We start from the raw sequence: 19675 nt of genomic DNA, 5'->3' as shown, positions 1-19675 counted from the left end.
CCGAGAGGTTAACGGTGGCGCGAGAAGGCGTCAACGCGGGAGGGACGCGAAGCCTCGGGTGGGTCCACCGTCACGTTGTAGACCCGCGGGGTGAAAGTGGCCGTGGGCGTCACGTACGAGATTCGGAACGCGCCGGCTACGCTCGTCCTGGCCGTGCCCATCACCGACCACGTGTTCTCGGGCCAGCCGACCTCGCCCAAGCGGAGGCATACCCGGCCCGGCACCGTCGCGCCAGTCCCGACTGCCGCGCACCTTCATCCCGCCTTCACGGTCGCTTCATTCACCAAGCGCAGCTTCGGAATCATGACTGATGCCCAGCCGGCCGGCCTCGACCTGGCGACGTCCGCCATCTTCAGGGGACTCGCCCGTGCCGTCGGCAACACGCCTCTCCTCGCCGTCGATTTCCGCTACCGCGGATCGAAGCGGACGGTCTACGCCAAGGCCGAACACCTCAACTTCACGGGCAGCATCAAGGACCGGATGGCGCTCCACATCCTGGAGAGCGCCTACGCCGAGGGCGCGATCCGCGCGGGTGACGCGATCGTCGAAGCCACGAGCGGCAACACGGGTATCTCCTTCGCCGCGATCGGCCGTACGCTCGGCCACCCCGTCACGATCTTCATGCCCGACTGGATGAGCCGCGAGCGAGTGGACCTCATCCGGAGCTTCGGCGCGACGGTGGTGCCGGTGAGCCGCGAGGAGGGAGGCTTCCTGGGCAGCATCGAGCGGGCGGAGGATACGACCCGGCGAGGGGGGCGCGTCTTCCTCCCGCGCCAGTTCGCGAACCAGGCCAACGTGCGCGCGCACCAGCGGACCACCGGGCCCGAGATCTGGATCCAGCTGACCGCGAACGGCCTCGCGCCCGACGCGTTCGTCGCGGGCGTGGGCACGGGTGGCACGGTGATGGGGGTGGGGCGCTACCTGAAGAGCCGGCGCGCGGAGGTGAACGTCCACCCTCTGGAGCCCGCGGAGTCCCCGATGCTCTCCTCCGGCCGAAAAGTGGGGAAGCACCGCATCCAGGGGGTATCGGACGAGTTCATCCCGCCGATCGTGGACCTCGCGCTGCTGGACGAGCCGATCGGCGTGAGCGACGGCGACGCCATCCTCATGGCGCAGGCGCTGGCCGCGAAGCTCGGGCTCGGCGTGGGGATCTCGTCGGGCGCCAACTTCCTCGGCGCGCTGCTGGCGCAGGAACGGCTCGGCCCGGACGCCGTCGCGGTGACCGTTTTCGCCGACGACAACAAGAAGTACCTCAGCACCAGCCTGCTCGAGGCCGAGCCCGTGAAGGATACGTATCTCTCTCCGGACGTGGAGCTGCTCGTTCTCAGGACCTTCCGGCGCGCCTGCCGGACCTGCGTGGATTTCGAGGACTGCAGCCTGGAGCTGGCCGCGCGCGCCTAGGGTTCGTCGGTCCTTCCGGCCGCTACCGGTTCGTTCCTCTCTGGCTCGTGCGCACGATCAGGGCGGGCACGTCGCGCTCGCGCACCAGCGCGTTGAAGGCCGGCACATCGGTCTCGACGATCGCGCGGAGCCGGTCGAGCTGCGCCTGCAGCTGCGCCGAGAGGTCCTCGAAGACGGCGTACGATTGATCGGTGGGGCGCGCGTCGCCGCTCGCGACCACGCTCCCGAGCGCCGCCAGCTTGTTGTTCAGCCTGATCGGGTAGTTGAGCGGATCCTGGCTGCTCCGGTTGCGCACCTGGTAGATCGCCTCTTCGACGGTCGACAGCCGCCTCCGCAGCGAATCGGCGCGGGCGCGTATGGACCGCATCGCCGCGCTGTCGGAGAGGGCGCCGGAGCGCTGGCTCACGCCGTCGAGCTGCTCCTTGAGGTCGCGGATGCTCGTCACCGCGTCGTTCGCGGCCGAGAGCCGGTCACGGATGCGGATGAGCAGGGTGAATTGCGCGACCAGGTCCGGCTGCGTCGCGGACCCGCGCGGGTCCTTGAGGAGGTTGAACGGGCGCGTCTCGGTCCACCCTCCGATCGTGAGCCGCACCTGGTAGCGTCCCGGGGGCGCCATCGGCCCCTGCACGCCGCCTCCCCACATGATGAGGTTCGGGAAGGTCGAGGCGTCGGGGTAGCGCATGTTCCACACGAAGCGGTTGGTCCCCGGCATCGAGTCGATGCGCGCTGTCGAGTCGCGCGAGCGGCTCGACCACGTCTTGATGACTGTCCCATCCGAGTCGAGGATCTCGAGCTGGACGGCGCTGTCGGGCCGGGTGCGCAGCGAGTAGTGGATGACGGCGCCGCTGGGCGGGTTGCGTCCCGCGCGCAGCGTGTCGCCGCGGCCGCCCTCGATCCGATAGACGTCGCGCGGCCCGAAAAGGAACGCGTCCGCGCGCGCGACCGAGTCCGCCAGCTGGTGGAGCGGGGTGAGGTCGTCGAGGACCCAGAACGAGCGCCCGTGCGTCGCCGCGACGAGATCGTTGTGGGTCACGACGAGGTCGTGAATCGGCACCACGGGAAGATTGCGGCGGAGCGACTGCCAGCCGGTGCCGTAGTCGAACGAGACGTACACGCCGAACTCGCCGCCCGCGTAGAGAAGCCCGCGGCGGGCCGGGTCTTCGCGCACCACCCGGATGAAGTGGCTGGCGGGAATGCCGCCGGTGATGCGCCGCCACGTCCGCCCGTAGTCGCTGGTCCGGAAGATGTACGGCGTGAAGTCGTCGAGCTTGTAGCGGGTCGCCGCGACGTACGCGGTGCCCGGGTCGTGCGGCGACGCCTCGATGAGGCTGATCATCGCCCAAGCCGGCAGGTCGGGAGGCGTGACTTCCTGCCAGCTCGTTCCGGCGTCCCGCGTCACGTGCACCCGCCCGTCGTCCGAGCCGGCCCAGATGACGCCAGCGTCCCGCGGTGACGGCGCGATGGTGAACACGGTCCCGTAGTACTCGACGCTGGTGTTGTCCTTGGTAATAGGCCCGCCTGAGGGCTGCCCCTTGGTCGGGTCGTTGCGCGTGAGGTCGGGGCTGATGGCCGTCCAGCTCTGGCCCTCGTTGGTGGTGCGGAAGACTAGGTTGCCGCCCACGTACATCGTGTTCGGGTCGTTGGGCGCGAGGACGATCGGGAAGGTCCACTGGAAGCGGTACCGGAGGTCGGCCGCGCCCCAGCCCATCGGATTGTCCGGCCAGACCATGATGTTCCGCTCCTGCCCGGTGCGCCGGTCGTGGCGTTCGAGGTAGCCGCCGTAGCAGCCCGCGTAGGAGATGTTGGTGTCGTCCGGGCGCACCGCGATGTAGCCGCTCTCGCACCCCCCCACCGTATACCAGTTGGCCCGCCCGATGCCGTTCCCGGTGGTCCGCGTCGCGGTGCACAGGGTGCTGTTGTCCTGCTGCGCGCCGCACACCTGGTAGGGGAAGTCATTGGTCGCGGTGACGTGGTAGAACTGCGCCGTAGGCTGGTTGTCCTGGCCGGTCCAGGTCACGCCGCCGTTGTACGTCACGTTGGCGCCGCCGTCGTTGCCGTTGATCATCCGCCGGTTGTCGTGCGGATCGATCCAGAGCGCGTGGTTGTCGCCGTGGGGCGTCGCGATCGTCGTGTAGGTGCGGCCGCCGTCCACCGAGCGGTAGAACCCCGTGTTGAGCACGTACACGGTCTCGTTGTCCTGGGGATCGGCGTGGATGTGGGAGTAGTACCAGGCGCGCTGCCGGAGCCGGCGGTCCTCGTTGAGCCGGGTCCACGTCGCGCCGCCGTCTTCGGAGCGGAAGACGCCGCCGCTGTCCGCCTCGACGATCGCCCACACCCGGTCGTGGTTCACGTGCGAGACGGTGACGCCGATCTTTCCGATGACCCCGCGCGGCAGGCCGGGGTTGCGCGTGATCTCCGTCCAGGTGTCGCCGCCATCGGTGGACTTGAAGAGGCCGCTGCCGGGCCCGCCGCTCTCCATAGTCCAGGGCCGGCGCACCGCCTGCCAGAACGCGGTGTACAGGATCCGCGGGTTCGCCGGGTCCATCGCGAGATCGATCGCGCCGGCGCTGTCGCTCCGGAACAGGATCTTCTCCCACGTCGTTCCCCCGTCGCGCGAACGGAAGACTCCGCGCTCGCTGTTGGGGCCGAAGGCGTGGCCGAGGACCGCGACGTAGACGAGGTCCGGATTCGCCGGGTGGACGCGGATCGCGCCGATCTGGCCCGCGTTGCGGAGGCCGGCGTGCGACCAGGTGCGGCCGGCGTCGGTGGACTTGTACATGCCGTCGCCGGGCGAGACGTTGCCGCGGATCGGCGACTCGCCCGTGCCGACGAATACCACGTTCGGGTCCGACGCCGCGACCTCGATCGCGCCGATCGATCCGGCGCCGAAGAAGGCGTCGGAAACGGGGAGCCACGTCATCCCGCCGTCGGTCGTCTTCCAGACGCCGCCGCCGGTAGCGCCCATGTAGTAGACATATGGCTGGCCGACGACGCCGGTGGCCGCGGTCACGCGACCGCCGCGGAACGGCCCGATCGAGCGCCAGGTGAGCGCCCGGAAGAGCGAGGTGTCGTACGCCGCGCCCGCCATGGCCGCAGGGGCAGGGGCGGGGGCGGGGGCGGCGCGGCGCTGCGCCATCACGCCGGTCGGAAGCGCGAGGGCGAGGGCGAACGGGGCGACGAAGGCATGGCGTGATACCGGCATGGCGGAACCTCGGCGTGCGTGGGTCGGGTCGAAGGGGGTGCGACACTACTACGTTACGCCGGCCCGCTCGGTTGCGTGAGAGGGGGCCGAACCCGCCCGCGATAGCCCTTGGTCGGACGCCCTCGAGCGGCTCAAGGATGTCCTAGAGGCTTCTTGAGCGGCGGTATCCGTGCAGCGGCCGGTGAATCGGACTAGAATGGTGGGGTGTCGCTGATCGATGCGTTCGGGGATGCGTTGGAGGGCTGCGGCGGCTTCGCACTCGTGGCCTCCGGCACGCCGACGCGGCCGGCGCCGGGGCGGAGCTTCTCCCGCTACCGCGGCCGCGTGGTCGTCTGGCCGGCGCAGCCATGAATACCGCCGCCGTTCCCGCGAGCGAACTATCCGCCGCCGTCCTTCAGGCCGCCATCACCTTCGGCCTGGCGGCGATCTGCGCCTTCCTGTACCATCGCTACCGCAAGCCGTATTTCCGGTGGTTCGCGCTCGCGTGGGCGCTCTACCTGCTGCGCGTCGTCGCCATCATGAGCTTCCTCGTGACGGGCGACCGGACGTGGCTCTACTGGCACCAGGTCGTGACGGGTTGGACCGCGCTCGCGCTCCTGTGGGCCGCGCTCGTCTTCTCGCGCCAGCTGGCGTGGCGGTGGCGCTACCTGGGCGTCATGCTCTTCCCGCTGGTGTGGTCGTACGTCGCGATCTACCGGCTCGACAACTTCCTGCTGGCCGCCGGACCGGCGGTCCTGTTCCTTTCCGTCGTCACGTTCTCGACCGGCGGCATCTTCGCCAGGTTCGCCCGGCAGGTTCGCTCGCCCGGCGCGGCGCTGCTGGCCGTGGCGCTGCTGTTGTGGGGGCTCCATCACCTCGACTATCCGTTCCTCCGGGCGCGCGGGGCGTGGAGCCCCTGGGGCTACTACCTCGACATCCTCTTCGTGCTGGCGACGGGCACGGGGATCCTGGTGCTCGTGCTCGACGACCTTCGGCGCGGCCTCACCGCGCTCTCGACGCTCTCGGGGGACCTGCAGCGCGGCGGCCCCGACAGCGACGACCTCGGCATGCTGCTCCAGCGCCCGCTCTCGCTTCCGGCCGCCCGGGGAAGCGCGATGTACGTGCTCGAGGGTGGGCGCGCCCGGTTCCTGCGCGGAGTGGGCGCCTGCGCGCGATGGGACGGGCTCACCCCGGAGGGTGACCCGGCGCGCGCGATCACGCGGGCGATCGAGGGCGGACATCCGCAGTTCACGCGCGAGTGGGTGGACCCGCGTTTCCCGTTCGGGCCGCCTTACGCCTACGCCGTCGTGCTGCCGATCCTGCGCGGTCCGGTGGCGACGGCGGCGCTGGTCATCGTCGGGGACGCGCGCGATCCGTTCGCGGCGCTCGACGAGGGCTTTCTCCTCGCGCTCGGCCAGCAGATCGGCGCGGCGCTCGAGAACGCGGACCTCTATCGCGGCCTCGAAGCCCGCACCGCTGAACTGACGCGGCTCCAGGCGCGGATGATCGAACAGCACGAGGAGGAGCGGCGCCGGTTGTCGCTGCACCTCCACGACGAGACGGCGCAGGTATTCGCCGCGGTGAAGCTCCAGCTGGGTGTGCTGCGGGAACAGACGGACCCGGCGACGGCGGGGCGGCTGGAGCGTGCCCTGGAGCTGATCGACACGGGGATGCGGTCGATCCGCAACGTGACCCGCGACCTCAGGCCGTCGCTGCTCGACGACCTGGGCCTGCTGCCGGCGCTGCGCTCGCTCGCGGCGTCGTTCGCCGAGCGCGGAGAGATCGAAGTCGAGGTGGACTTCCCGGAGGAGTTACCGTCCTTCAGCGAAGAGGCGGAGCTGGCGCTGTTCCGCGCGCTCCAGGAGGCGTTGTCGAACGTCGTGAAGCACGCGGGCGCGCGACGGGTCGCGGTGCGTCTCGCGGCGGACCGTGGGGTCGTGGCGCTGGACGTGCGCGACGACGGCCGGGGCTTTGACGGGCGGTTCGACCTTGACCGGCTCGAGCGGGAGGGACACCTGGGCTTGGCGGGGATGCGCGAACGGATCACCGCGTTGGGCGGGACGGTTCGGGTAAGTGGGCACGCCGAGGGCGGCGCTGAGCTCGAGATCCGGATCCCGGCGAACGGCGGTGCGGCACCGCGGATGGGAGTGGACGCGTGAGCGGCGATATCAGGGTCCTGGTCGCGGACGACCACAGCGTGGTGCGCGAAGGCATCCGGACCGTGCTGGCCGGCGCACCGGGATTCGTCATGGTGGCCGAGGCCGCGACGGGTGACGAGGCGCTCGCGTTGGCCGAGGTGCACCGGCCCGACGTGGTCGTGCTCGACATATCGATGCCGGGAGGATCGGGGTTGCGGGTGGTTGGCAGGCTGCGGGAACGGGTGCCCGAGGCGCGCGTCCTCATCCTCAGCGTGCACGACGACACGGAGTATGTGGTGGAGAGCGTGCGCGCCGGCGCGCACGGCTACCTGCGCAAGGACACGACTCCCGCGGAACTCCGCGAGGCGATCCGCGCGGTCCACGAGGGGGGTGCTTTCTTCAGCCCCCAGGTGGCGCGGCACCTGACGGCCGCTATCCGCGAGCAGCCGGCGCCGGCCGCGGGCGCCCTGCTGGAAGCGCTGACGGCACGGGAGCGCGAGGTGCTGACCCGGATCGCGCGGGGCCTCACCAACAAGGAGACGGCGGCGGAGCTGGGGATCAGCACGCGCACGGCGGAGGCGCACCGAGACAGCCTGATGAAGAAGCTGGGGATCCGCACCGTCGCGGGCCTCACGCGATTCGCGATCGAGCAAGGGATGTTGAACGACGAGTGAAGGATTCCTCAACGCGTCGTACGCTCCGGCACCGGCTCGCGCGGGCCGGCGCGGTGGGTCTGGTGCTGGCCGTGGCAGGGTGGCTCGCGACCGGCCGGCCGGTAGACCACGGTTGGCTCTCCAATGCGCGTGCGGAGGTGGCCGACTCGAGCGGCGCCGGTGTCGTCGTCGAGCAGGTGACGCTGACCACAAGTGGAGGGCTGCGGCTCGACTGCATCCTGCGCAGGCCGGCGCCTGGAGCGGCCGGGCGGCGGTTCCCGGCCGCGCTCGTGTCGGGAGGCATCGAAACTGGACGCCGGGCCGCGCTGCTCGTGAATCCGGCCTACGGCGGCATCGTGTTGTCGTGCGACTACCCGTGGCGCGATCCCTCGCGTCTCTCCCTGCCTGCGCTGCTCCTAAGGCTGCCCGCGGTACGGGCGAGGATCATCGCGACACCTCAGGCGCTCGCCGTTGCCGCCGACTACCTCGCGAATCGGCCGGACGTCGACCCCGCCCGGCTTGGCGCCATCGGCGCGAGCCTCGGCGTTCCAGGCGTGGTGGCGTGGGCGAGCGGCGATCCGCGCCCCAGGGCGGTCGCGCTGTTGTTCGGTGGCGGCAACATGCGGCTGGTCTGGGACAGCCGGCTGGAAAAGGAGATCACGTGGCGCCCGCTGCGCAGGGTTACGGCGGCGGCGATAGCTTTCGTCCTGCGTCCGCTCGAGCCTACCCGGTGGGTCGGTCTCATCGCGCCGCGTCCGCTGCTCCTCGTGAACGGGGCCAACGATGAATGGATCCCACGCCGATCGGTGGAGGCGCTCTACCAAGCGGCCGGTGAGCCGAAGCGAGTGATCTGGGTGGGTGGCCGCCACCTGCGGCCGGACGACGCGGCGCTCCTCAGCGCGCTGAACGACTCGACGACCAGGTGGCTCGATACGGTGATGCCCGAGCGTCCGGAGGGGTCCGGCCCGCCCTAGCGCCGGTCCCCGCGCGACGGCTCCCCGATCATCCCAACCGGCTCGCCCTCGGTCATGGCCGGCGTTCCCACCACATAGAGCACCGCGCCGGCAAAGGGCGCGCGGATCTCCGTCCGCGACGTCCCGAAGAAGTCCGTGACGTAGCCCAGTACCGTCCCCTGCTGCACGGTCTGCCCGCGCTCGACCAGCGGATACCAGATGCCGGTGCGCGGACTGCGCAGCACTTCGGTCCGCGATAGGAAAACCGGGTGCTCGGTCATCTCGATGTCGCCCGGCCACATGCGGAGCCAGCGCATCAGCCGGAACGCGCCGGTGACGTTGCGCTGCACCGATTCCTCCGACGCGATGCCGAGGGCGCCAGTCTCGGTCGTGATCGCCGGCCGGCCGCGCGTCATCGCCGTGTTGGACGTGTACGCCGAGGCGTTCGGGTCGCGCGGGCGCGTGGTGTCCACGACGATGTGGTCGAGGCCCCAGGCCAGCGCCATCTCGCGCGCGAGCGAGTCCACCCGAGCGTCCACCCGCAGCGGCATCCAGTAGCTGTACGGCCGCAGCGACTCGTTGCCGTCGCCGGCGTGCATGTCAACGACGTAATCCGCGCGCTCGATCACCTCGCGCGTCATCGCGTACGCGATGCGCTCGGAGCTGGTGCCGTCGGCGCGGCCGGGGTAGACGCGGTTGAGGTTCTTCCCGTCCACCGGGCTGTAGTAGATGGTGCGCCGGAGATAGGACGGCAGGTTCGCGATGTGGACCAGGATGACCGTACCCGCGAGGCGCGCCGGATCCAGCTCCCGCCGCACCCGCTGTAGCGCGACGATGGGCGCGACCTCGGAGCCGTGCGTCCCCGCGATCAATGCGAGCGTCGGTCCGCGGGTGCGGCCGCGCACGACGGTGATCGGAATGCGCGTCGCGGAGTCCACGCCCGCCGGCACTTCGATGAAGCCGGAGGCCATCTCGCCCGGCCGCGCGGTGACGGCTCCGACTGTCAAGGAGCCGGGTTGCTGAGCCCGCGCCGTCGCGGCGAGGGCGGTGAGGGCGGTCAGGAGGCCGAGCGGTACGAGCGCGAGTCGCATACGCGATTCCTGTGGATGGGGCGTTAAGTTCAACGGGTGACGATGCTAGACATCCGCCATGACGAGGCTCGGCGCAAGTTCGTCCTGGAAACCAACGCCGGCGAGGCGTATCTGCTCTATGCGCCGGCGGGTGAGAACACGCTGGACTTCCAGAGCACCTTCGTGCCCTTCGAGGCGCGCGGCCGCTTCTTCGGCTCGATGATCGTCCGTCACGCCCTCGACTACGCCCGGGCCAACGGGCTCAAGGTGATGCCGAGCTGCTGGTTCGTTGGCTCGGTGGTGGAGCGGCACCCCGAGTACCGGGCGCTGCTAGCGGGCTGACCGCGCCGCGCGGCCGCTGAAGCCAAAGGGCCCGGGTTGCTCACCGGGCCCTCCGACGTCTTCGCTTTTTTCCTGCAACTCTCGATCCTGCAACTCTTCCTTCTGAGTCTAATCTAGAACTCCCACCGCAATCCGCCCTGCAACCGTCGCGGATCGCCCAGGCCACTACGGATCGTGCCGTCGAAGTTGAACAGTAGCCCCGGCGCGCTGGGGTTCCGGAGGTTGAAGGTGTTGGTCACGTTGAAGACTTCGAGGATCACCTCGGCGCGCTGGGAGGTGCCCACGCGGAACGGACGCGAGATCCGCAGGTCCCACTGGAAGAACGCGTTGTCCTTCCGGAGCGTGTTGCGCTGGAGGACCACGCCGGTCTCGGTCCCGCCAGCATCTCGGCAAACTCGGTCCCCCGGTGTCACCGCCGGCTGGCCGGTGCCCTGGTTGTTCGTGCCGCACGCGTCGGACGTCGGCTGCTTCGAGTAGAAGCTGATGCGATGGTTGAGGAACAGATCCCATGGCAACCGTTCGAGCACCCAAATGTTGACCCGGTGCCGCTGGTCGCGGTCGGACCAGTTGTACTCGCGCTCGAGGCGGTTGGCCTTAGCATAGCGGAAGCTGAACGGGTCGCGCTCGTTGTCGTCGTCGGACTTGTCGAACGACAGCGTATAGTTGGCCTGGAAGTCCACCCGGCTCGTCATCGAGCCGTGCAGCGACGCGGTGAAGCCGTGATAGCGCGACTTCGCCGAGCTCTCGAGCACCGTCACGCCCCCGAGTCCGTTGGCCGTGGTGCCGGGGAAATTCGTGTAGGGGCTTCCGAAGACCGCGTCATTCCGGTCGATGAACCGGTTCAGGTTGTTGGTGGCTGCCATGGCGTAGCTGACGGAACCAGCCAGGCCGGGCCGGAGCTCGCGTTCGTAGGCCAGGTTGATGGCGTAGGTGCGCGGGTTCTGGAAATCGGCGTCCGTTACGAAGATGCCCGGCCGCGTGGGCGTGCCGGTGCCGAAGCTCGGCAGCGTCGGCCCGTAGACCGGCGGGATGGCACCGAAGCCGTTGAAGAAGCTCGCCTGGAAGACCGTCTGCCCGATCGAGCCGTTGCTGGTACGCGTGCTGGCGAAGATCAGGCCGGGCGAGCGCGCGGCATAGATGCCCGCGCTGGCTCGGACCACCTGCCGTCCGTTGTTGTTCACGTCCCACGCGATGCCCAGCCGCGGCTGGAACATCTTCCAGTCGGCCGGGATGGTGCCGTCCGAGGGAAACGTGTTGCCCGAGGCCCGCGCCGCGATGAACGGCTGATAGAACACCGTCCCGGGCGGGGTGATCGGGTCTGGTTGGATCTGCGCTTCCCACCTTAGGCCGTAGTTCACGGTCAGGTTGGGTCGCGGCCGCCACGTGTCCTGTAGGAAGACCGCCAACTCGGTCTGCACGATGGACTGCGTGCCCGCGTCCCGGACCGAGGTGCCCGCCTGAACCGGCGCGAACTGGAGGAAGAGCAGGAGCGGGCCGGTGATGTTGGCGGCGCCGCACGACCCGGTGTTGTTCGACGTGCCGTCATCGCACTCGACGTAGGTCGGGCCCTGGGCGACGTAGTTCAAGAAGCCGGGTACGCTGCCGAAGATGTACCGGCCGTTGGCGAAACCGATGAACGTCTGGTTGGCCTCGGTGCGGTTGTACTCGAAGCCCGCCTTCCACAGGTGGCTGCCGCGTGCCACGCTCAGGTTGTCAATTAGCTGGATGCGAGTGTCGTACGCAGTGATCGGGATGAAGAACGGCATTCCCCACCGATAGCCGTTGGCGAAGTCGGCGCCGGTGTCGGGGAACGGCCGTGTGCCGGTGTTGAACAGCGCACCGCTGGTGCCTGGGAAGCCGGGGCCCTCGTATGGGCGGGGCCGGTCCTCACGGGAGTACTGGAACCGGAACTCGTTCGAAATCGTTGGCGAAAGGAGGGACACCAGGCTGCCGTTGATCGCGTTGGAGTAGTCGCGCTCGACGGCGTTGGCGCTGCGCGCCCACGTGTCCACGTCGAACGTGCCGTTCTCCTGCCGGCTGTTGGTGTAGTTGTACTTGAGCGCCAGGCTGTGCCTTGGGTTCAGGCGCCAGTCGATCTTGACCATCAGCGCGTTCGCGTTGTTCGTCCGCTCAATGGGGTCGTAGTCGCCGGCCAGCGCTCCGCTGAACGCGGTGTCCATCCAGGCCCGCAGCGACGCGTCGATCCGGCTCGGGCTGGTCTGCTTGGTCCCGCTGGCGATCTGCTGGTCGTACGCGACGAAGAAGAACGCCCGGTCCCGGATGATCGGTCCGCCCAGCGTGAAGCCGAACTGATGCTGGGAGAAGTCGGGGTTGCCTTGGCCGCGGAAGAGGTCGGACGAGAAGGTGTTCGACTGTCCGAAGTAGTGCGCGGTGCCGCGAAGCGTATTGGTGCCCGACTTGGTGAGGACGTTCACGAACCCGCCGCCCGACCGCCCGAACTCGGCGCTCGCCCCGTCGGCGATCACCACCATCTCCTGGACCGCGTCCAGGTTGAAGGTGAACGGGGGCCGCTGGCCTCCGCGCTGCTCGCCGAAGAACGGATTGTTGAAATCCGCCCCGTCCACCGAAATGTTGTTGTAGATGCCGCGCTGGCCGCTGACGGAGATCTCGTCGCCGTCCGGGCCCTGCACGATTGCCACGTTGGGCGTGAGGGTCATCAGGTTGACGTAGTTGCGCCCGTTGTTGGGCAGGCCCGCGACCTCGTCGGCGCTGAGGCGCGTCGAGGCTTCCACCCGGCTCGGGTCCACCACCGGCGGCGTCGAGGTGACCTCGATCGGCGCCAGCGTGACCGCGCCGAGCGCCAGGTCCAGCGAGACCGTCTCTCCCAGCCGCAGCGCCACGCCCTGCCGCCGGGCCTCGCTGAAGCCCGGAGAGCGGGCGATGACGTTGTAGGTGCCCACCGGCAGCAGCGAGGCGACGAAGATGCCCCGCTCGTTGGTCGGCACGCTGCGCTCGATGTTGGTCTCGGTGTTGCGCAGCACGACCGTCGCCCCGTTCACCACGTTCCCATCCGGCCCGTGCACCACGCCGCGGATGACGCCGGACGTGGCTTGGGACTGCGCGGACAGCGAAGTGGGAAAGGTGAGAAGGGAGAGGGCGATGGACAGCGCACACGCATACCAGTGCACGGCCTTGCGATGTGACATGGGAGGCAGCCTCCGCTGTGGAAGTTTGACTGGTGCCAACGTATGACCGGGCCGGTGATTGCGCAAGAACGGCGGCCTTGACAGGCGCTTGACGGGCCGGGGATACCGCCCTTGCCAGCCGCCTGGAGTGGGCGCGCCAGGTCGGCCTCTCCATCCTCTGGACGATCTACGCAGCCGCCGCGCTGGCCTGGGGCTTTGCACGGGCGCGCCGGCGGGTTGACCGCGACATTTCGCCAGCTTCTCGACTATCTTTACCACCACGACACGGCCCACCGTCGTCTAGTCGCGGCCGCGGTCTCGTCCGGTGAGTCCGCGTCATGCTGCTACCCGGGCGGGTCCGGGCCACCAAGCGATAGGGGCGTCGTCGTTGGCGACAGGCCAGCAGCATATTCTGGGCATTTCCGCCTTCTACCATGACAGCGCGGCCTGCATCCTCCGGGACGGCGAGATCCTCGCCGCCGGCTCGGAAGAGCGGTTCACGCGCAAGAAAGGTGACGCCTCGTATCCCAGGCGCGCGGTCGAGTACTGCCTGCGCACGGCGGGCATCACGGCCCAGGATCTCGCGTACGTCGGGTTCTACGACAAGCCGCTGCTCAAGTTCGAGCGGATCCTCGAGACCTACCTGGGCGTGGCGCCCCGGGGTTTCAAGTCGTTCCTGATGGCGGGGCCGCTCTGGATCAAGGAGAAACTCTACCTGGAGAACCAGCTCCGAGACGAGCTGGGTTACGAAGGGGAACTCCTCTACTCCGAGCACCACGAGTCGCACGCGGCGAGCGCCTTCTTCCCATCGCCCTTCGAGGAAGCGGCCATCCTCACCATGGACGGGGTGGGGGAGTGGGCGACGGCGGCCTTCGGTGTCGGCCGCGGCAACAACCTCGAGCTCTTCAAGGAGCTGCGCTGGCCCGACTCGCTCGGCCTCCTCTACTCGGCGTTCACCTACTACACGGGCTTCAAGGTCAACTCGGGTGAGTACAAGGTCATGGGCCTCGCGCCATACGGAGAGCCCAAGTACGTGGACCTGATCTTCAAGGAGCTGGTGGACCTCAAGGAGGACGGCTCCTTCACGTTGAACCAGAAGTACTTCAACTACCTCTCCGGCCTCACGATGACGAACGGCGAGTTCGACAAGCTGTTCGGCGGGCCGCCGAGGGTGCCTGAGACGAACCTTACGCAGAAGGAGATGGACCTCGCGCGCTCCGTGCAGGAGGTGACGGAAGAGATCATGATGCGGATGGCGCGCACGGTGCATCGGGAGACCGGACTCGAAAACCTGTGCTTGGCGGGCGGCGTCGCGTTGAACTGCGTCGGCAACGGGAAGCTCTTGCGCGAGGGCCCGTTCAAGCGGCTCTGGATCCAGCCGGCCGCGGGCGACGCCGGCGGCGCGCTCGGAGTGGCGCAGCTGATCTGGCACCGCTACTGCCAGAAGCCGCGCACCGTGACGCCGGGCAGGGACAGCATGAAGGGCGCCTACCTCGGCCCGGGCTTTACGCCGGAGGAGATAGAGCGGTTCCTCAAGAAGCAGGGAGCCGGCTACGTCCGGCTGGAGCGTCAGGAGCTGCTCGGACGCGTCGCCAAGCTGCTCGCGCACGAGAAGATCGTCGGCTGGTTCAACGGTCGGATGGAGTTCGGGCCGCGGGCGCTGGGTTGTCGGAGCATCCTGGGCGACCCGCGCAGCCCGAAGATGCAGGCCGACATGAACATCAAGATCAAGTTCCGCGAAGGGTTCCGTCCCTTCGCGCCGAGCGTGCTGCGCGAGCGGGTGCAGGACTGGTTCGAGATGGACTGCGACTCGCCCTACATGCTGCTGGTGGCGCCGGTGAAGAAGGAGCGGCAGATCCCCATGAGCGCGGAACAGCGCAAGCTCTGGGGCATCGACCAGCTCAACGTGCCGAGGTCGGACGTTCCCGCGATCACGCACATCGACTACTCGGCGCGGGTGCAGACGGTCGATCACGACGTGAACCCGGACTACTACGATCTGATAAAGCAGTTCGAAACGCTCACCGGGTGCCCGGTGGTGGTGAACACCTCCTTCAACGTCCGCGGCGAGCCCATCGTTTGCACGCCCGCGGACGCGTACCAGTGCTTCATGCGCACTCACATCGACCATCTCGTGCTGGGGCCGTTCCTGCTCGACAAGGCCACCCAACCGGAGTGGAAGGAGACGTCGGATTGGCGGAGCGAATTCCAGCTCGACTGACCCCCGCGGAGGGGCGGAAGTTCGGGCTCACGGTGGGCATCGCCTTCATGGTGCTCGCCGGCCTGGTGTGGTGGCGCGCGCAGCACGCGCTTTCGGCGATCTTCTCGGCCCCGCCCGCATGGGGCGGGCGACACACTCTCTCGGCCGTCTTCGCCGTCCTCGGGGCGTTGCTGGTCTTCGCGGGCCTCGCGCTCCCGACGCAGCTGGGGCCGGTCCAGCGCGCGTGGATGGGGCTTGCCCACGCGATCTCGAAGGTCACGACGCCGATCTTCATGGGCATCGTGTATTTCCTCGTGCTCCTGCCGATCGGGATCGTGATGCGGCTCTTCGGAAAGAACCCGCTCGTCGCCAACCAGAGCGGCGGCTCCGTCTGGGCCGCGCGCGGGCAGCGCAAGGGCGACATGCAACGTCAATTCTAGGACGGTATCATGGCCAGGAAGGGAATGCTGGGCGAGCTGTGGGCGTTCATGAAGGTGCGCAAGAAGTGGTGGTTGCTGCCGATCCTGGTGGTGATGCTCCTGGTCGGCGCGCTGCTCGTCTTCGCCCAGGGTTCGGCGCTCGCGCCGTTCATCTATCCGATCTTCTAGCCGCCGGCGATTCAAGGGTACGGTCTTCCTCGTGGGGGCGTGTGACGTACGACGTCATCGTCGCGGGCCTCGGCGCGATCGGCAGCGCCGCCGCGTGGCAGATGGCAGGCCGGGGCCTCAAGGTGCTCGGCCTCGACCGTTACCGGCCGCCGCACGCGCTCGGCTCCTCGCACGGGGGATCGCGAGTCATCCGCGAGCTGGCGTTCGAGCACCCGCGGTATGTGCCGATGGCGCGGCGCGGCTACGAGCTGTGGGACGAGCTCGCGGCCGAGTCCGGCCGTGGCGACCTGCTGATCCCGACGGGCGCCCTGTACCTCGGCGCGCCGGAGTCGTCGATCGTGGCCGGCTCGCGCGCCAGCGCCGCGGCGCATGACGTCCCCTGCGAGGAGCTGTCGGCGGCGGAGGTCTGCCGGCGGTGGCCCGCGTTCAGGCCGGACGGGATGGTCGGCCTGTTCGAGAATCGTGCCGGGGTGCTCTGGCCGGAGGCGTGCGTGGAAACGATGCTCACCGCGGCCGCATCCCGGCCCGGCGTCGAGCTGTGTTTCGACGAGCCGATGATCGCCTGGGGTGAGGAGGCCGACGGGGCGGTGTGGGTACTCACTACTCGGCAGACCTACCGCGCGGAGCGGCTCGTGCTGGCGACCGGGCCCTGGATGGCCGAGGTGCTGAGCGACATCGGCGTGACCGTCACGGTCGAGCGGGTAGTTCAGCACTGGTTCGCGCCCGCGCGCGACGAGCACCTGCTGGGCCCAGCGCGATTCCCGGTCTACCTTTGCGAGGACTCGGCCGGGGTCATCTGCTACGGTTTCCCGCTGCTCGACGGCGCCATGAAGGCCGCGGTGCACCACCGCGGCGAGTCCACCACGGCCGACACGGTGCGGCGCGAGGTGGGAAGCGAGGAAGTCGCGCAGACCCGCGACCGGCTGGCGCGCTACATCCCTGCGGCGGCGGGCGAGCACCTGCGGTCGGAGGTGTGCATGTACACCAACCCGACTGACGGCGGCTTCATCATCGATCAGCATCCCGAGCACCGGAACGTGCTGCTCGCCAGCGCGTGTTCGGGCATCGGGTTCAAGTTCGCGCCGGCGGTCGGCGAGATCCTTGCCGACCTCGCGACGGGGGCGTCGCCGCGGTTCGATCTGGCGCCGTTCCGCGCCCAGAGGTTGTGAGATTTCCCGATCCCCGTCCCGCGCTCGGCGGTGCCTCGAGGCACAGACCCGAGCTCCGCGCTGGTGGCGCGCTCATCCCGGTTGGCGGCATCTTTGGCGCGCCATGCCCGACTCCACCCACGCACGGCTGAAGGCCGCGCTCGCGGCGCGCTATCGGCTGGGCCGCGAGCTCGGCGCCGGAGGCATGGCGACCGTGTATCTGGCGGACGACCTGAAGCATGGGCGGGAGGTCGCCATCAAGGTGCTTCGTCCCGAGCTGGGGGCCTCGGTCGGTGCCGAGCGGTTCCTCCGAGAGATCGGCATCGCCGCCCAGCTCTCGCATCCGCACCTCGTGCCGCTCATCGATTCCGGCGACGCGGACGGCCTGAAGGGCACACCGCGCTCGAGCAGGACCCGGCATCGGTCTCCGTGAGGCGCGGGCTGGGGTGGTTGTACTACTACGGGCGGCGCTACGACCAGGCGCGCTATCACTTCACGCGCGCCATCGCGATGAACCCGACGGCCGAGGAGACCTACCGCATCCTCGGGCTGACCTTCGCCGAGCTGGGTCGCTTCGAGGAGGCCGAGCGCGTGCTGCGCGAGGCGGCCGGATTGCCGGGGGCGGGCGCGTACGCGGCGGCGAACCTGGGCCATGTTCTCGCGCGGGCGGGCAAGCGCGACGAGGCGGCGGCGATCCTCGCGCAGCTCGTGGAACGGAGCGGGCGGGAATACGTCTCCCCGGTGGCGTTCGCCCTGCTCTACATCGGGCTCGGCGACTTCGATCGGGCGCTGCTGTGGTCGGAGCGGGCCTTCGAGGAGCGTCGCGGCTGGATGGCGTACTTGAAGGTGCACCCGGTCGTCGATCCCCTGCGCTCCCATCCGCGGTTCCAGGAGCTGGTGCGCAGGATGAAGCTGTAGGCCGCGCCAAGATTGACCCCCGCCGCGGAAACCCCGATACTTCCCCCATGGACGAGATTCGCATCACCGCCGAGCCGATCGACGACCAGCGTTGCAAGTTCGTGGTAAGCCAACCTCTCTACCCGGGGGGTGTGCGCCGGTTCGGCTCAGCCTCGGAAGCGCAGGGGTCGCCGCTGGCGGAGAACCTCTTCGCCATAGCGGGCGTCGCGGAGGTCATCGTCTCGGCCAACCTGGTCACGGTCGTGAAGGCTGGTCCGGCGCCTTGGCAGGTGGTCGGCAAGGCGGTGGGCGGCGCGATCCGTTCCGCGCTCGCCTCCGATGCGACCCCGGTCGCGGAGAAGGCCGCGGCGGCAGGTCCCACGGACGACGAGGCGCTGTACGAACGGGTCGCCGAGGTCTTCCAGTCACGGGTCAACCCGATGGTGGCCGGTCACGGCGGACGGGTGGACCTGATCGACGTGCAGGATGCGACGGTCCTGCTCAGGATGGCCGGCGGCTGCCAGGGATGTGGCATGGCCGACGTAACCCTGCGTCAGGGGATCGAGCAGATCCTCCGTCAGTCCGTTCCCGAGGTCCAGGGCATCGTGGACGTCACGGACCATTCCTCGGGTGCCAACCCGTACATCGCGTCGGCCAAGAAGTAGCCCGGCCGCCGCGCCGAGGCCCGACGTGGCGCGCCCACGCCTGCTGCTCCTGCTACCCACCACCACCTACCGTGCCGCGGCGTTCGTCGAGGCCGCGCGGCGGCTCGACATCGACCTTACCGTGGCGTCGGACCATGTTAGCGTGTTCGCGGCCGCGCAGCCGACTGGGCTGATGGCGCTCGATTTCGCCCACCCCGAACGCGCCGCCGGCGAGGTGCGCGGGTTCGCGGCGACGCACCCGGTGGACGCGGTCTTCGGCGTCGATGACGACACGGCGGTGGTCGCCGCCGTGATCGCCGAAGCGTTGGGTCTTCGGCACAACCCCGTTCCCGCGACGTTCGCGGCGCGCGACAAGCACCGGCAGCGGGTCCTCCTGACGCACGCGGGACTCCCGGTGCCCGCTTTCGCGCTGCACGCGGTCACGGCCGATGCGGCGCAGGTCGCGCGCGAGGCGAGATACCCGTGCGTCTTGAAGCCGCTGCGCCTCGCGGCCAGCCGTGGCGTGATCAGGGCGAACGACCCCGCGGAGTTGGTCACCGCGTTCCAACGCATCGTGCGTATCCTGGAAGAGCCCGAAGCGGCGGCGTGCGGCGAGCCGGCGCGGCAGATCCTCGTCGAAGAGTTCGTTCCCGGTGGGGAGGTCGCGCTCGAAGGGCTGTTAGCCGAGGGCCGGCTGCGTCTCCTCGCCTTGTTCGACAAGCCCGATCCGCTGGACGGGCCGTTCTTCGAGGAGACGATCTACGTGACTCCGAGCCGATTGCCGGATGCCTCGCAGCGCGCCATCGCTGAATGCGCCGAGCGCGCGGCCTTGGCACTCGGACTCACCAGCGGGCCGATCCACGCCGAGCTGCGCGTCAACGAACGTGGGCCGTGGGTGATCGAGGTCGCCGCGCGCCCGATCGGCGGGCGGTGCGGAGCGGTGCTGCGTTTCGGTGAGGGGAAGGGGTCGTCGTCGCTGGAGGAGCTGCTGCTCCGCCACGCGCTCGGCCTGCCCATCGCGTCGTTCGAGCGGGAGCGCGCGGCGTCGGGGGTCATGATGATCCCGACCCCGAGGGCGGGCGTCCTAACGGAAGTGCGCGGAGTGGACGAGGCGCGCGCCGTGCCAGGCGTGGACGATGTCGTGATCACCGCCCATCGGGGCCAGCGGCTCGTGCCCCTGCCGGAGGGCTCGCGCTACCCGGGATTCATCTTCGCGCGCGGTGACACGCCCGAAGCCGTCACGCGGGCGCTTCGATCGGCGCACGGGACACTGGAATTCGTCGTCGCCTAGGGG

17 protein-coding genes are annotated in these 19675 nt (G+C 69.3%); 14 read left to right on the top strand and 3 right to left on the bottom strand.

The genetic code is table 11. The features are described 5' to 3' along the window. The first annotated feature begins 90 nt into the window (after positions 1-90). Positions 91-1401, top strand: coding sequence for a PLP-dependent cysteine synthase family protein (locus Q8Q85_07185; protein ID MDP3774038.1), 1311 nt, complete (start codon positions 91-93; stop codon positions 1399-1401). A 22-nt stretch (positions 1402-1423) separates the two neighbouring features. On the opposite strand, the gene Q8Q85_07180 is transcribed toward Q8Q85_07185, so the two are convergent. After that, positions 1424-4603 (bottom strand): glycosyl hydrolase, encoded by a 3180-nt coding sequence (locus tag Q8Q85_07180; GenBank protein MDP3774037.1) that lies wholly within the window; start codon positions 4601-4603, stop codon positions 1424-1426. 204 nt (positions 4604-4807) lie between these two features. On the opposite strand from Q8Q85_07180, the gene Q8Q85_07175 reads away from it, so the two are divergent. The 4 genes from Q8Q85_07175 to Q8Q85_07160 are packed head-to-tail and all read left to right on the top strand — an operon-like array spanning position 4808 to position 8347. Further along, positions 4808-4954 (top strand): hypothetical protein, encoded by a 147-nt coding sequence (locus Q8Q85_07175; protein ID MDP3774036.1) that lies wholly within the window; start codon positions 4808-4810, stop codon positions 4952-4954. Continuing rightward, on the top strand, positions 4951-6741 hold the full coding sequence (locus Q8Q85_07170) for a sensor histidine kinase (protein ID MDP3774035.1): 1791 nt from the start codon (positions 4951-4953) through the stop codon (positions 6739-6741). The genes Q8Q85_07175 and Q8Q85_07170 overlap by 4 nt, the downstream gene beginning before the upstream one ends. After that, positions 6738-7394 carry a response regulator transcription factor gene (locus Q8Q85_07165; protein ID MDP3774034.1) on the top strand — a complete coding sequence of 219 codons (657 nt, stop codon included), beginning with the start codon at positions 6738-6740 and terminating at the stop codon, positions 7392-7394. Before Q8Q85_07170 ends, Q8Q85_07165 begins: the two co-directional genes overlap by 4 nt. Beyond that, positions 7391-8347 carry an alpha/beta hydrolase gene (locus tag Q8Q85_07160; GenBank protein ID MDP3774033.1) on the top strand — a complete coding sequence of 319 codons (957 nt, stop codon included), beginning with the start codon at positions 7391-7393 and terminating at the stop codon, positions 8345-8347. Before Q8Q85_07165 ends, Q8Q85_07160 begins: the two co-directional genes overlap by 4 nt. Here the strand turns inward: Q8Q85_07160 and Q8Q85_07155 are convergent. Then, positions 8344-9417 carry a M14 family metallopeptidase gene (locus Q8Q85_07155; GenBank protein MDP3774032.1) on the bottom strand — a complete coding sequence of 358 codons (1074 nt, stop codon included), beginning with the start codon at positions 9415-9417 and terminating at the stop codon, positions 8344-8346. The genes Q8Q85_07160 and Q8Q85_07155 overlap by 4 nt on opposite strands. Before the next feature lie 42 nt (positions 9418-9459). Here Q8Q85_07155 and Q8Q85_07150 point away from each other — a divergent pair, with 42 nt between their 5' ends. Continuing rightward, positions 9460-9738: a GNAT family N-acetyltransferase gene (locus Q8Q85_07150; protein ID MDP3774031.1), complete on the top strand. Its 279-nt coding sequence runs from the start codon at positions 9460-9462 to the stop codon at positions 9736-9738. Positions 9739-9851: 113 nt separating this feature from the next. Here Q8Q85_07150 and Q8Q85_07145 read toward each other — a convergent pair whose 3' ends face one another. Beyond that, positions 9852-12905, bottom strand: a complete 3054-nt coding sequence (locus Q8Q85_07145) for a TonB-dependent receptor (protein MDP3774030.1) — start codon at positions 12903-12905, stop codon at positions 9852-9854. 367 nt (positions 12906-13272) lie between these two features. Between Q8Q85_07145 and Q8Q85_07140 the strand changes: the two genes are divergently transcribed. The 8 genes from Q8Q85_07140 (at position 13273) to Q8Q85_07105 (ending at position 19672) form a co-directional block, all read left to right on the top strand. Further along, positions 13273-15105, top strand: coding sequence for a carbamoyltransferase (locus tag Q8Q85_07140; GenBank protein MDP3774029.1), 1833 nt, complete (start codon positions 13273-13275; stop codon positions 15103-15105). Then, positions 15078-15524 (top strand): SxtJ family membrane protein, encoded by a 447-nt coding sequence (locus Q8Q85_07135; GenBank protein MDP3774028.1) that lies wholly within the window; start codon positions 15078-15080, stop codon positions 15522-15524. Before Q8Q85_07140 ends, Q8Q85_07135 begins: the two co-directional genes overlap by 28 nt. 9 nt (positions 15525-15533) lie before the next feature. Continuing rightward, positions 15534-15692, top strand: coding sequence for a DUF5989 family protein (locus Q8Q85_07130; GenBank protein MDP3774027.1), 159 nt, complete (start codon positions 15534-15536; stop codon positions 15690-15692). 41 nt (positions 15693-15733) lie between these two features. Continuing rightward, positions 15734-16861, top strand: coding sequence for an N-methyl-L-tryptophan oxidase (gene solA, locus Q8Q85_07125; GenBank protein MDP3774026.1), 1128 nt, complete (start codon positions 15734-15736; stop codon positions 16859-16861). A gap of 103 nt (positions 16862-16964) precedes the next feature. Continuing rightward, entirely contained in the window at positions 16965-17273 is a 309-nt protein-coding gene (locus Q8Q85_07120) for a protein kinase (protein MDP3774025.1), read from the top strand. After that, on the top strand, positions 17270-17758 hold the full coding sequence (locus Q8Q85_07115; protein ID MDP3774024.1) for a tetratricopeptide repeat protein: 489 nt from the start codon (positions 17270-17272) through the stop codon (positions 17756-17758). Before Q8Q85_07120 ends, Q8Q85_07115 begins: the two co-directional genes overlap by 4 nt. A gap of 47 nt (positions 17759-17805) precedes the next feature. Next, positions 17806-18402 (top strand): NifU family protein, encoded by a 597-nt coding sequence (locus Q8Q85_07110; GenBank protein MDP3774023.1) that lies wholly within the window; start codon positions 17806-17808, stop codon positions 18400-18402. Between the two features lie 25 nt (positions 18403-18427). Next, positions 18428-19672: an ATP-grasp domain-containing protein gene (locus Q8Q85_07105; protein ID MDP3774022.1), complete on the top strand. Its 1245-nt coding sequence runs from the start codon at positions 18428-18430 to the stop codon at positions 19670-19672. Positions 19673-19675: the final 3 nt, after the last annotated feature.

Source organism: Gemmatimonadales bacterium, from assembly GCA_030697825.1.
GTDB lineage: Bacteria > Gemmatimonadota > Gemmatimonadetes > Gemmatimonadales > JACORV01 > JACORV01.
The sequence above is the reverse complement of the archived record's forward strand: the minus strand, read 5'-3'. Positions and strand labels throughout refer to the sequence as shown.